This is a genomic window from Thioclava sp. FR2 (assembly GCF_051200875.1).
In the GTDB taxonomy this organism is placed as follows: Bacteria; Pseudomonadota; Alphaproteobacteria; order Rhodobacterales; family Rhodobacteraceae; genus Pseudotabrizicola.
Genome location: NZ_CP195191.1, coordinates 1,547,572 through 1,559,743, shown reverse-complemented (window position 1 = coordinate 1,559,743; position 12,172 = coordinate 1,547,572). Strand labels below are relative to the sequence as shown.

Sequence of the window (12,172 nt, the reverse complement as noted above, 5' to 3'; positions counted from 1 at the left end):
CGCCGTTTCTGTAACTCGGTCGATCTTACAGCTTCAGCGACGCAAGATAGGCGGCCAAATCGTCCTGATCGTCCTTCAGCTTGAAGGTCATCTTCGACTTGGCACCGGCGTTGCCGGTTTTTTCTTTCAGCCATGCAGCCGGATCGGTGATGAAGGCGGCCAGCGAGGCTTCGTCCCAAACGGTGCCGTCGGCCCCGGCGGCGACGAGGTCGGCGCTGTATTTGAAATCGGCTGCAGTGCCGATCTGGCGGCCGATGATCCCGTAAAGGTTCGGGCCGGTCTTGCCGCCCTTTTGGATCACGGTGCCATCATCGGCCACGATCGAGTGGCAGGATTTGCACTTTTTGAACTCGGCTTCACCCTCGGCGGCATCTCCTGCGAAGACAGGGGCGGCGATCAGGGCAGCAGCGGCAGCAATCAAAGCGTATTTCATTCAGCTCTCCGTTTCCTTGCGGGCGCGTCGCCCGTTGGGTTCGTGCGGGGAAAGGGATGCCCGCTTGGGGAACAAATTGCAAGTTGGAGGATAGTCGCAGGCGCTGCGTCGCATTCACATTGATTTTGGGTCATACATATTGACTTATATTGCGGCGCGGTACACTGTCCGCCTCGTTGGCCTTGGGAGGGGTATTCGATGCAGTGGGAACAGATTCTGGCACCGCGGATGGCGCGTATGAAGGCGTCTGAAATTCGCGAGCTGCTGAAACTGCTGGATCAGCCGGACATCATCTCTTTCGCCGGAGGAATTCCGGACCCGCGGATGTTCCCCGTGGCCGCATTCCAAGAGGCAATGGCGCGCGTTCTTCAGCCGGGATCGGCGGATGCGGCGCTTCAATATTCGGTCAGTGAAGGTTCTGCCCAACTGCGGCGTTGGCTTGCCGAGCATATGGCGGGCATCGGTATTCCCTGCGAAGCGGATAACATCCTGATCACGTCGGGGTCGCAGCAGGCCTTGGACTATCTTGGCAAGCTGATGATCGGGACTGGGGATACGGTGCTGGTAAACTGGCCGACCTATATGGGGGCTTTGGGCGCCTTTAACGCCTATGAGCCGAAATATGACCGCCTTGATCCCGGATCGAACCGGAGCGCCGAGGATTTTGCAGCCGTCGCTGCGGCCAATGGGGGCAAGGTCAAGTTCGCCTATTTGTCTGTCGATTTTGCCAATCCGACCGGCGAGACGATCGACCGGGCTGGGCGTGAGCGGGTTCTGCAATTGGCCGAAGAACTGGACATCGCTATTGTCGAGGACGCAGCTTATCAGGCCTTGCGATACGATGGAGAGCCTGTCGAGCCGATCCTTGCGATGGAAATTGCTCGCAAGGGCAGTATCGAGGACTGTCGGACGATCTATTCGGGGTCGTTTTCAAAAACCTTGGCACCAGGGCTGCGGATCGGCTGGGTTTGCGCTGCGCGTCCAGTCATCAACAAGCTGGTCTTGATGAAGCAGGCGGCGGATCTGCATTCACCGACCTTGAACCAGATGGCGGTGGCCGATGTTGCCGCGCGGGTGTTCGACGACCATGTGGCCGGTCTGCGCGAGGCTTATCGGGGCCGCCGCGACCGGATGCTGGCTGCGCTGGAGCGCGAGATGCCGGAAGGTGTGCGCTGGACGAAGCCGGAAGGCGGGATGTTCGTCTGGATCACCTTGCCCAAAGGTATGGACGGTGCAGAATTGCTGGCTCAAGCGATCAAGACCGAACGCGTGGCTTTCGTGCCGGGACGTGCCTTCTATGCCGATGGCTCTGGCGAGAATACGATCCGTCTGAGCTTTTCGCTGAACGATGGTCCGGCCGTGGATGAAGGCATTGCGCGGCTAGCCCGGGTGATCAAGGCTGCCGCTTGACGTCAGATCGTGCAACTAGGCGGGTTCTTCCCGTCAGGTTGCAGGCCGCCATCTGGAAAGAAACGCGGGAAGGTTGCTTTCAGCGCCATGTCCAGATCGTCCATCGTCACTGGTAGACCAAGGTCCACGAGGCTGGTTACGCCATGATCCTTGATACCGCAGGGAACGATCCCGGAAAAATGCGACAGGTCGGGTTCGACATTGATCGAGATGCCGTGAAAGCTGATCCAGCGGCGCAGTTTCACGCCGATGGCCGCGATCTTGTCTTCGGCAGGTGAGCCATCAGCATTGGCGGGGCGGTCTGGACGTGTGACCCAAACGCCAACACGACCCGGGCGGATTTCGCCCCGAATGTTGAATTCGGCCAAAGCCGCGATCACCCAGTTTTCCATGGCCCTGACAAAGCAGCGCACATCGCGGCCTCGGGCGCCAACATCAAGCATGACATAGACAACGCGTTGACCGGGGCCGTGATAGGTATATTGCCCGCCGCGCCCGACATCGTGGACGGGAAAGCGGTCGGGATCGGTCAGATCCTCGCGCCTCGCACTGGTGCCAGCCGTATAAAGAGGGGGGTGTTCCAGAAGCCAGATGGCCTCGTCGGCCTCTCCCCGCGAAATCGCTTCGGCGCGGGCCTCCATCGCGGCGAGCGTTTCTGAATAGTCGGAAAGTCCGGGAAGCGTTGTCCATTCAGGCATTTTGGCCTCGGGTCAGGAATTTATCACTAGTCGGTTGGTGTCTTCATGGTAGGCTGACGAAAATTTGAACAGTTCAAGCCTGCCATTCAGAACACCAATTATTCGGGGAGAAATGGAATGAAACTCAAGGCAATTGCAACTGCCGGAATCGCGGCCAGTATGATTGTTGTGCCAGCCGCGCGCGTGAGAGCGGATGCTGGCGACGCAATCGCAGGCGCGTTGATCGGTGGGATCATCGGACATGCCATCGCGAAGGATCAGCAAAAGAAGAAGCGGGCGACCCCGTCGAAGTCGAGCAAGTCCAAGTCTTCGTCGATCTCTGCGGCCACGCGCGAACAGAACCGCGAAGTTCAGACCGCCTTGAATTTCTTCGGCTTCCCGGTCGGTACCCCCGATGGGGCGATTGGGCCGAAGAGCCGGTCTGCGATCTCCACCTATCAGGCAACGCTTGGTTATCCCGCGACGGGCCAATTGACCGAATATGAGCGCACGGTTCTGGTGACGGCCTATCATCGCGGTGTTGCAGGCGGGCCGGTTGTGGCCCAATCCGTCGCGTCGCACCCGATGGGGATCAAGGGCCTGCTCTTGATGCAGCGCGACGAAATGGCGGGGGTGACGGCGCAGGCCCCGATGACGGTTGTACCTGTAGCACCGGCCGCGGCCGCAGCTGTTGTGGCTGAACCCGCTTTGCCGTCGCTGATGCCTGCGGCGCCCGAAACAACGGTGGCAGCCCCTGCTTTGCCCAGTTTCATGGGGGCGGGTGTGACGCAGGTTTCCTTGGCCAGTCAATGTAACAAGATCAGCCTGCTGACCAATTCCAACGGTGGTTATGTTACCTCGGCGACTATGACGGATGCGGCCTTTGCCCTTGGTGAGCAGTTCTGTCTGGCCCGTACCTATGCAGTGGCCTCTTCGGAGGAGATGGTGGCCAAGGTGGTGGGATTCACGCCGCAACAGATTGCCCAGCAATGCGCGGGCTTTGGTCCGGCGATGGCCGAGCATGTCTCGGCACTGTCGCTGAAGACCAAGGACGAGGTTCTGCTGGGAGTGCAAGGTTTTGCTTTGAAATCGGGGATGTCGCCGGTTCAGCTTGCCGGAACGGCGAAGATTTGCCTGGGCGTCGGGTACACGACGGATGCGATGGATGTCGCGGTTGGCTCTGCGCTGATTTTGGTGGGGCTGGGAGAAAGCGCCTATGGCGAACTGTTGGGCCATCACCTGAGCCAGGGGTTCGGAGCCTCGATTCGGCCGGATCTGGCCCTGGATTGGTATGAGATGGGAATCGATGCCATGTCGCGCGGCGGCGGGGTTTTTGCGCCCGGCCTGAATGACCGTCCACAGTTGATTCGTGCCGCCGCCTATACGGTTGCGGGGCGGGCGGGCGAATTGCCCTCGGTTGTTCCGGCGGCTTTGCCTGTTCTGCCTTTGGCCGCGCAGCCACCGGTTTCCACTGGAACGGCTGGTGCTGCCGCGCAACCATTGGTGACAACACAGTCGGCGGGAAATTAACTTGATCGGGGGATGAAAATCCCCCTTTTCTTCGCCGCGCGGCTTCGCTACAAGCCGCCCACCCAAGTCGTGTCTGCGGATGTGGCGGAATTGGTAGACGCGCAGCGTTGAGGTCGCTGTTCCTTAACCGGAGTGAAAGTTCGAGTCTTTTCATCCGCACCACGACTGGGTCAAAGAACGGGCGCCGCTGTGTCGGCGCCCTTTTTACTTTGCGGCTGTGCATTGATCTGACCTGATTGCGCGCCGTTGTCACGGGATACCGTGGCGCGATAAGCCAAACATCTTGCCGAATTTGGCAAGGGCAGCTCCACGGTGCAAGATCGGTGACCTACCATCACATTCTTATTGACCGGCACGCAGCATTGAATGCGCGCGGGGCTGTGATGGAGGGTATGTATCCCGGTAAGCAAGCCTTGGCGGCGCTGGGCTGGAGTGCTCGAATGGAGATAGCCGCGACCATCTGGCGAGAGCGGTGCATTTCATCAAGCGTGCCGCTGGCGACAGGGGATCTGTCTTCGGCCTATGGGCAGCGCATCTCTTGACGGCTGGGCGTGGGCGAAGCGCGGCAGTCTTTGCAGGCCGGATTGCTGCGCCCGATTAACCTTACGGCAGCGTCATCGCGACTGGTTGCGTGAATCGAGTGTGATTGACGCAGTCATTCTTCCTGCATCGCTTTTCTTGAATGCCGCATTGGGCGGCGAAAGCGACGTAAAATGATCGATTTTCCCGGAATTGACGTGCGAAGCCAGATAATACGACAAGCCGGTTGCAATGCGGCGCTGCTTTGGCTTTAGTCGTTCTAATGAGTGCAGGATACCTGCCGGACCACACGGGGAGACTAGCGCGGTGAGCGGAAGCCACAACGATGCATTCGTTGCTTTTGAGCATGTTCAGAAGAGCTATGATGGTGTTCAACTGGTCGTCAAGGACCTGAACCTGAATATCGGAAAGGGTGAGTTTCTGACGATGCTCGGCCCCTCGGGCAGCGGGAAAACCACCTGTCTGATGATGCTTGCGGGCTTTGAAACCGCCACTCATGGGGAAATTAGGCTGGATGGCCAGCCAATCAACTCGGTGCCGCCGCACAAGCGCGGAATCGGCATGGTTTTCCAGAATTATGCGCTTTTCCCGCATATGACCGTGGGCGAAAACCTTGCCTTCCCGCTGGAAGTGCGGGGCATGGGCAAGTCGGAACGCGAGGCAAAGATCAAGCGTGCCTTGGACATGGTTCAGATGGGCAGCTTTATCAATCGCCGTCCGGCCCAGCTTTCGGGCGGTCAGCAACAGCGTATCGCCTTGGCGCGCGCCTTGGTGTTTGATCCCAAGCTGGTTCTGATGGATGAACCGCTGGGCGCTTTGGACAAGCAGCTGCGCGAACACATGCAGTTCGAGATCAAGCACTTGCACGAATCATTGGGCATCACCGTTGTCTATGTGACCCACGATCAGGGGGAAGCGCTGACGATGTCGGACCGTGTGGCCGTGTTCAACGACGGCAAGATCCAACAGCTTGCTCCGCCCGCCGACCTGTATGAACGCCCTGACAACAGCTTTGTTGCCCAGTTCATCGGCGAAAATAACAAGCTGCCGGGAACGATTGAAGAATTGAGCGGCGACAAAGCCTTGGTGCGTTTGTCTACGGGCGAACTGATTGACGCGACGCCTGTGAACGTGACTGCCAAGGGGCAGAAGACATTGGTTTCGATCCGTCCTGAGCGCGTTGAATTCAAGCCGGAGATGATGCCGGCCGGCGCCCATATGATTGACGCAGAAGTGATCGAGGTCATCTACATGGGTGATATTCTGCGCGTTGTAATGAAAGTCGCGGGGGCTTCGGATTTCGTGATGAAAATGCGCAATACATTGGGCCAGACCAGGCTGGAGCCCGGTCAGAAGATCAAGGTTGGCTGGCATCCGCAGGACGCGCGCGCCCTTGATCACGCTTAAGAATCCCCGACAATAAGGGGTAGCCGCCCGGCGCGGCCAAACAAACGCCGAAACTACACACCAGGGAGCTTAACAATGAAAAAACTGCTTATCCTCTCCACCGCCATGACAACGGTTGGCTTCTCGGCTTCAGCCGCTGAGCTTGCTGTTATTTCGTGGGGGGGCGCTTATGAAACCAGCCAGGTCGAGGCCTACAACAAGCCTTTTGCCGCTGAAAAGGGCGTGACCGTCAACATGCTTGCCGCTGACAACCCAGCGACGCAGATCAAGGCAATGGTCGAAGCTGGTAACGTCACGATCGACGTTGCTGACGTCGAGCTTTCCGATGCTGTGCGGCTGTGTGACGAAGGTGCTCTGGAAGTGATCGACCATGCTGCTCTGCCAGCTGGCGTTGATGGCACCCCAGCCGCTGACGACTTCATCGACGGTGCGCTGGCTTCGGAATGTGCGGTTGCCAACATCGTTTGGTCGACCGTTGCCGCCTATGACAACACCAAGGTTGCCGGCGCTTCGACGATCGCTGACTTCTTCGACACCACGAAGTACCCGGGCAAGCGCGGCCTCCGTAAAGGCGCCAAGGCGAACCTCGAAATGGCTTTGATGGCGGACGGCGTTCCGGCTGCTGAAGTCTATGACGTGCTGTCGACCCCGGAGGGTGTTGACCGCGCATTTGCCAAGCTCGACACCATCAAGGGCGATGTCGTCTGGTGGGAAGCTGGCGCTCAGCCGCCGCAGCTGCTGGCTGACGGCGAAGTCGTGATGTCGACCGCCTATAACGGCCGTATTTTTGCCGCCGCAGTTGGCGAAGGCAAGCCGTTCAGCATCATCTGGGACGGCCAAATCATGGACTTCGACCTGTTCGTCGTGCCGAAGGGCGCGCCGAACAAGGATCTGGCTATGGAATACATCGCATTCGCGACCGACAGCCAGCGTCTGGCCGACCAGTCCAAGTACATCTCCTACGGTCCGGCCCGTAAGTCCTCGGCCGCTCTCGTTGGCATGTACCAGGACGGCAAGACTGAAATGGGGCCGCACATGCCGACCTCGCCCGAAGCTCTGAAGAACGCGCTGGTCAACGACTTCGAGTTCTGGGCTGACCGCGACGTCGAACTGAACGAGCGTTTCAACGCTTGGCTCGCTGCCAACTGATAAAGATCGGGGCGGCGGCTGTGCTGCCGCCCCAACTCTGTTGAAGGGTCCGTCTCCAAAGAGACCCGTCTGCCAAAGGGACCGATATGGCTGATCAATCTGCCGCGCCCGCCGCACCCCTAACCACTGCCGATGGCCGACCGCTGAAAGCCGCGCTTGCGCGGGCTCAGTTGCAGGCCAAGCGCCGTGCGTTTCTTCTGGTGCTGCCGCTTCTGGCGTTCATTCTTGTGACTTTCGTCGTGCCCATCGGGCAGATGCTGCATCAGTCGATCTACAATGACAAATTCTCGGCCAATATGCCGCGCATGGTGGCGTGGTTCGAGGCCAATCCAGCGGGCACTGCCCCCGATGAGGCCGCCTATGAGGCGTTGGTTCTGGATATTCAGGACGCGGCAAAGGCAAGGACCATCGGGGAAGTCGGCACCCGTGTGAACTATGAATATTCCGGTACACGGTCCTTGTTCACCAGCGCCGGCCGGAACTTCAAGAATTTCGAACCGCCTTACATGGATGCTGTGCTGGAGCATGACAAGAAGTGGGGGGAGCCGGCGCTTTGGGCAACGATGCGTCAGGTGGCACCCGCATACAGCACGAATTTCTTCCTTGCTGCTGTCGACATGACACGCAACGAAAACGGAGAGATCGTGTCGGTCTCGCCTGATCGCCAGATTTATGTGACGCTGTTCACGCGAACCTTCATGATGGCCGGCCTGATTACCGTGATCTGTCTGATATTGGCTTATCCGGTGTCCCATCTGTTGGCGACGCTGCCCTTGAAGTGGTCGAACCTGTTGATGATCCTTGTGCTTCTGCCGTTCTGGACTTCACTTCTGGTGCGGACGACGAGTTGGATGGTTCTGTTGCAGCAACAGGGCGTGGTCAACAATACCTTGGTTGCGCTTGGGATCATTGGCGAAGATGGCCGGATTGCCATGATGTACAATCAGATCGGCACGATCGTCGCCATGACGCATATTCTGTTGCCCTTCATGATCCTGCCGCTTTACTCGGTGATGCGCCCGATCCCGCCGTCTTATGTCCGCGCAGCTCGGTCGTTGGGCGCGACGAGCTGGACGGCCTTCCGCCGTGTCTACCTGCCGCAAACCCTGCCGGGGATCGGCGCAGGTTCGCTGTTGGTCTTCATTCTGGCTGTTGGCTATTACATCACTCCGGCCTTGGTCGGCGGCGCGGATGGCCAGCTGATCTCGAACCTGATCGCTTTCCATATGACGAACAGCCTGAACTGGTCGCTTGCCGCTGCCTTGGCCGCGATCCTTCTGGGCATCGTTCTCGTTCTCTACTGGCTTTATGACAAGCTGGTGGGCATTGATAACCTGAAGCTGGGATAAGACGACGATGGCACTTCCCGTATACGCAAGTCCGCTGGAGCGCGTCTGGTACTTTGCCCGGCTTACGATCTGCGCGCTGATCTTTCTGTTCCTGATTTCGCCGATCCTTGTGGTGATCCCGCTCAGCTTCAATGCCGAGCCGTACTTCACCTTTACCGAGAAGATGCTGGCCTTTGACCCAGAGGGTTACAGCCTGCGTTGGTATGACATGTTGCTGACGCATCCAGGCGTGCCAACCGACGTGCCGCGCGATGCGTCATGGTGGGCACAGGTTTGGAACGAGGCGCAGTGGGTCAATGCGGCGAAGAACTCGGTGATCATCGGTTTCTTCTCGACCATCGTTGCTACCGTGCTTGGAACGGTCGCTGCCCTGGGCCTGAGCCGGGCAGAAATGCCCTACCGCAAGGCCGTTATGGCGATCCTGATCAGCCCGATGATCGTGCCGATCATCATCACGGCAACGGGTCTGTTCTTCTTCTACTCGAATCCCTGCAGCGTGCTGACATGGACCGGGCTTGAGGCCGACAGCTGTGGTCGTCTGGCGGGCACCTATCTTGGTGTGGTTCTGGCCCACGCCACCTTGGGTATTCCTTTCGTCATTATCACCGTGACGGCCACGCTTTCCGGCTTTGACCATTCATTGACGCGTGCTGCGGCCAGCCTTGGGGCCAATCCGACGACGACCTTCTTCAAGGTCACCATGCCGCTGATCCTGCCCGGAGTGATTTCAGGTGCGCTGTTCGCCTTTGTCACCTCGTTTGATGAAGTGGTGGTGGTGCTGTTTGTGGCGGCCCATGATCAGCAGACTATTCCGCGCCAGATGTGGAATGGTATTCGCGAACAGATCAGCCCGGCGATCCTGTCGGTGGCGACCATCCTTGTGATCGTGTCGATTGCCCTGCTGGCTACGGTGGAATTGTTGCGGCGCCGGTCTGATAAGCTTCGGGGCGTGACCGGGCGCTAAGCCCCACGTTAGCTAAGTCTGGAACAGGGCGCGGGGATGATCCGCGCCCTTTTTTATTTGGCAGAACGGTGCGCCAAAGGCCAAAATTCTTCGAAGAATTTTGGACCGTCGTTGGGACAACGACGGTGCCTGCCTTACGGCAGGATATGGAGCCAACCCCAGATTGTGATCATAGAGAGCGCCGTTGCGACCAGAACCGCCGTCGCATTTACCCGTTTCGCAACTCCGTAAAGGTGGGCGAACATATAGGCGTTCACACCGGGTGCCATGGCGGCGGTCAAGACTGAGGATCGAAGTGCAGCAGTATCGTTGGCAAAGAGCTGCGTTCCCAGAACCCATGTGATCGCGGGATGCAGAATAAGGCTGGCCACGCAAATCATGGCAATTGTCGCTTTGTCGCCTTCTGGGCGATACCGGAAGAGGACACCACCAAGACCGAAAAGCGCGGCTGGAATGGCGGAGCGGGCCATAAGATCGACGGCGGACCAGAAGAAGCCGGGTGGCTCCAGTTGGGATAGGTTGAGGACAAAACCGCAGGCGATGCCAATGACCAGTGGCTGAGACAAGGTCGCACGCGCAATCTGTCGGGCAAGGGCTGCTACAGACAAACCTTGCCCCGTGGATCTGGCCCATTCCATCATTGCGATCCCAAGGCCGTAAAGCATGGGCGCATGGATCGAGATGATGGCATAATTCCCCGCCAGAGCCTCAGCTCCATAGGCACGTTCGGTAATTGGCAGGCCAAGCAGCAGCGAATTGGAAAAGAGGCAGGCGAACCCGATGGCGACAGAGTCGGTCAGAGGGCGTTTGAACACCGTCCATGCACCAAAGAAACCGAAGGCGAACCCCGATAGAGCCCCTATGTAGAACGACAGCATCAGACCCATGTCATAGGCTGCGGTAAGATCCAGTTGTGCGATGGACCGGAACAAAAGCAAAGGCACCGCAAAATTCTGGGCAAAGCGCATGACGCCATCAACGGCGCTGTCGTTGAACAGCCCTTGCCGCGCCATGACATAGCCAAAGCCGATCACCAGAAAGACCGGCATGATGACGTCAAACAGCGCGCTCATGCGGGAAGCTCAATCACCATGCCATCATGGGCGGGGCGGATATGGTGCGGGAGTTCCGCCTCCAGTTCCGCGAAATCCAGATCGTTGTGCATGTTGGTCAGGACGGCACGCTGGGGTTTGGCACGAGCGATCCAATCCAGCGTCATTGCCAGATGGGCATGGGTCGGGTGCGGTTTGCGGCGAAGGGCATCGACGACAAAGACCTGCAAATTTGAGAGCAGCGGCCAGTGCTCTTCGGGGATGCCGACCGCATCGGGCAGATAGGCCAACCCGCCAATTCGGAATCCAAGTGCATCCATCGAGCCGTGGTCGCAAAGGAAGGGCACAAGCTCGATGGCGCCACCTTTGCCCGCAACTTGCACTGGACCGTCGATCGTATGGAGATCGAGGATCGGCGGATAGGGCGATTCCGATGGCTGGACAAAGGCATAAGAGAACCGCGCAAGCAGCGCTTCTTGCGTTGGCCCATCGGCCCAGACTGGCAGGCGGCGGCGGATATTGAACACCACTTGGCGCAAGTCGTCGATGCCGTGCGTGTGGTCGGCATGGGAATGGGTATAGACGACGCCGTCGAGTACGCCGACGCCCGCATCCAGAAGTTGCGCGTGCATGTCGGGCGTGGTGTCGATCAGAACGCGCGTCGCCCCGTCTGCAGACAGCCGCTCCACCAGCAACGAGCAGCGGCGACGGCGGTTCTTGGGGTTAGACGGATCGCAGGCGCCCCAATCGGCACCGATGCCTTCGCCACCAAGGCGCGGGACCCCGCCCGAGGAGCCGCAGCCGAGAATGGTGAAGCGCAGCTTGTCCATCAGGCAGCCTTTGCTTTTCGCGCCGCCCGGGTGAACAGGCGGTCAAAATTCGCGGTTGTCTGGGCGGCGAAGGCGTCTTCGCTTAATCCGAAGACCTCGGCGCCAACCTTGGCGGTGAAATAGGTATAGGCCGGTTCATTGCGTTTGCCGCGATAGGGCGGCGGCGCAAGGTAGGGGCTGTCTGTCTCTAGCAGTATTCGGTCGACGGGCGCGGCCGAGAAAATATCGCGCAATTCCTGGCTTTTCGGAAAGGCGGCAATTCCAGACATCGACAGATAGAACCCAAGATCCAGCGCGGCCTTGGCCAATGCCGGTCCGGAGGAGAAGCAATGCATAACGCAGTAGTAGGGCCTTGCCCGAAACCCTTCGGTCAGGATTGCCGCCATATCCTCATCAGCATCGCGGGCATGAATAATCAACGGCAGGCCAGTTTCCTGGGCGGCCTCAATATGGGTGCGAAGGCTTTCTTGCTGAATTCCCTTCGACTCTGGCGTGTAGTGATAATCTAGGCCCGTTTCGCCGATGCCTACCATGCGTGGGTCTTTGGCGAATTCAACCAGATCGGCGACAGATACCAGCGGCTGTTCGGTCACACTCATCGGGTGAATGCCCGCGGCGTAGAAGACCTCTGGGTAAGCCGCAGAAATGGCCTGCACCTTGGGCAAATTCACGATCCTTGTGCAGATCGTGACCATGCGCGCCACGCCCATGGATTTTGCCCGCGCGATGATGTCGGGCAGTTCGCCGTTGAAATCAGGGAAATCCAGATGGCAATGGCTGTCGACGATCTCGGGTGGATTTGTCGGCGGGATCAGGGGCTTTGCGGACATC

12 protein-coding genes and 1 tRNA gene are annotated in these 12,172 nt (G+C 58.9%); 8 read left to right on the top strand and 5 right to left on the bottom strand.

What is annotated here, in order from left to right; genetic code table 11:
• Positions 1 to 25 precede the first annotated feature (25 nt).
• Positions 26 to 433 (bottom strand): c-type cytochrome, encoded by a 408-nt coding sequence (locus ACSBLW_RS07485; RefSeq protein WP_435259591.1) that lies wholly within the window; start codon positions 431 to 433, stop codon positions 26 to 28.
• Between the two features lie 198 nt (positions 434 to 631).
• Between ACSBLW_RS07485 and ACSBLW_RS07480 the strand changes: the two genes are divergently transcribed.
• Positions 632 to 1,843, top strand: coding sequence for a PLP-dependent aminotransferase family protein (locus ACSBLW_RS07480; protein WP_435259590.1), 1,212 nt, complete (start codon positions 632 to 634; stop codon positions 1,841 to 1,843).
• A gap of 2 nt (positions 1,844 to 1,845) precedes the next feature.
• Here ACSBLW_RS07480 and lipB read toward each other — a convergent pair whose 3' ends face one another.
• Positions 1,846 to 2,541 (bottom strand): lipoyl(octanoyl) transferase LipB, encoded by a 696-nt coding sequence (lipB, locus tag ACSBLW_RS07475; RefSeq protein ID WP_435259589.1) that lies wholly within the window; start codon positions 2,539 to 2,541, stop codon positions 1,846 to 1,848.
• Positions 2,542 to 2,658: 117 nt separating this feature from the next.
• Here lipB and ACSBLW_RS07470 point away from each other — a divergent pair, with 117 nt between their 5' ends.
• From ACSBLW_RS07470 to ACSBLW_RS07440, 7 genes are all read left to right on the top strand, one after another.
• Complete coding sequence (locus tag ACSBLW_RS07470; protein ID WP_435259588.1) at positions 2,659 to 4,050, top strand: peptidoglycan-binding domain-containing protein; 1,392 nt, start codon at positions 2,659 to 2,661, stop codon at positions 4,048 to 4,050.
• Between the two features lie 75 nt (positions 4,051 to 4,125).
• Positions 4,126 to 4,212 (top strand) — tRNA-Leu (locus ACSBLW_RS07465).
• A gap of 161 nt (positions 4,213 to 4,373) precedes the next feature.
• Complete coding sequence (locus tag ACSBLW_RS07460; RefSeq protein ID WP_435259587.1) at positions 4,374 to 4,592, top strand: hypothetical protein; 219 nt, start codon at positions 4,374 to 4,376, stop codon at positions 4,590 to 4,592.
• Positions 4,593 to 4,896: 304 nt separating this feature from the next.
• Positions 4,897 to 5,997, top strand: a complete 1,101-nt coding sequence (locus tag ACSBLW_RS07455) for an ABC transporter ATP-binding protein (RefSeq protein ID WP_435259586.1) — start codon at positions 4,897 to 4,899, stop codon at positions 5,995 to 5,997.
• Positions 5,998 to 6,072: 75 nt separating this feature from the next.
• Complete coding sequence (locus ACSBLW_RS07450) at positions 6,073 to 7,146, top strand: ABC transporter substrate-binding protein (protein WP_435259585.1); 1,074 nt, start codon at positions 6,073 to 6,075, stop codon at positions 7,144 to 7,146.
• Positions 7,147 to 7,232: 86 nt separating this feature from the next.
• A complete protein-coding gene (locus tag ACSBLW_RS07445; RefSeq protein WP_435259584.1) occupies positions 7,233 to 8,495 on the top strand; it encodes an ABC transporter permease in 1,263 nt (420 codons plus the stop codon).
• Positions 8,496 to 8,502: 7 nt separating this feature from the next.
• A complete protein-coding gene (locus ACSBLW_RS07440; RefSeq protein ID WP_435259583.1) occupies positions 8,503 to 9,459 on the top strand; it encodes an ABC transporter permease in 957 nt (318 codons plus the stop codon).
• A gap of 134 nt (positions 9,460 to 9,593) precedes the next feature.
• Here ACSBLW_RS07440 and ACSBLW_RS07435 read toward each other — a convergent pair whose 3' ends face one another.
• The 3 genes from ACSBLW_RS07435 to ACSBLW_RS07425 are packed head-to-tail and all read right to left on the bottom strand — an operon-like array spanning position 9,594 to position 12,171.
• Entirely contained in the window at positions 9,594 to 10,532 is a 939-nt protein-coding gene (locus ACSBLW_RS07435; protein ID WP_435259582.1) for an AEC family transporter, read from the bottom strand.
• A complete protein-coding gene (locus ACSBLW_RS07430) occupies positions 10,529 to 11,341 on the bottom strand; it encodes an MBL fold metallo-hydrolase (RefSeq protein ID WP_435259581.1) in 813 nt (270 codons plus the stop codon). Before ACSBLW_RS07430 ends, ACSBLW_RS07435 begins: the two co-directional genes overlap by 4 nt.
• Positions 11,341 to 12,171 (bottom strand): TatD family hydrolase, encoded by an 831-nt coding sequence (locus ACSBLW_RS07425; protein ID WP_435259580.1) that lies wholly within the window; start codon positions 12,169 to 12,171, stop codon positions 11,341 to 11,343. Before ACSBLW_RS07425 ends, ACSBLW_RS07430 begins: the two co-directional genes overlap by 1 nt.
• Position 12,172: the final 1 nt, after the last annotated feature.

Coding starts and splice junctions, on each gene's coding strand:
- ACSBLW_RS07485 (WP_435259591.1), bottom strand. CDS start 433: ATGAAATACGCTTTGATTGCTGCCGCTGCTGCCCTGATCGCCGCCCCT.
- ACSBLW_RS07480 (WP_435259590.1), top strand. CDS start 632: ATGCAGTGGGAACAGATTCTGGCACCGCGGATGGCGCGTATGAAGGCG.
- lipB (WP_435259589.1), bottom strand. CDS start 2,541: ATGCCTGAATGGACAACGCTTCCCGGACTTTCCGACTATTCAGAAACG.
- ACSBLW_RS07470 (WP_435259588.1), top strand. CDS start 2,659: ATGAAACTCAAGGCAATTGCAACTGCCGGAATCGCGGCCAGTATGATT.
- ACSBLW_RS07450 (WP_435259585.1), top strand. CDS start 6,073: ATGAAAAAACTGCTTATCCTCTCCACCGCCATGACAACGGTTGGCTTC.
- ACSBLW_RS07445 (WP_435259584.1), top strand. CDS start 7,233: ATGGCTGATCAATCTGCCGCGCCCGCCGCACCCCTAACCACTGCCGAT.
- ACSBLW_RS07440 (WP_435259583.1), top strand. CDS start 8,503: ATGGCACTTCCCGTATACGCAAGTCCGCTGGAGCGCGTCTGGTACTTT.
- ACSBLW_RS07435 (WP_435259582.1), bottom strand. CDS start 10,532: ATGAGCGCGCTGTTTGACGTCATCATGCCGGTCTTTCTGGTGATCGGC.
- ACSBLW_RS07430 (WP_435259581.1), bottom strand. CDS start 11,341: ATGGACAAGCTGCGCTTCACCATTCTCGGCTGCGGCTCCTCGGGCGGG.
- ACSBLW_RS07425 (WP_435259580.1), bottom strand. CDS start 12,171: ATGTCCGCAAAGCCCCTGATCCCGCCGACAAATCCACCCGAGATCGTC.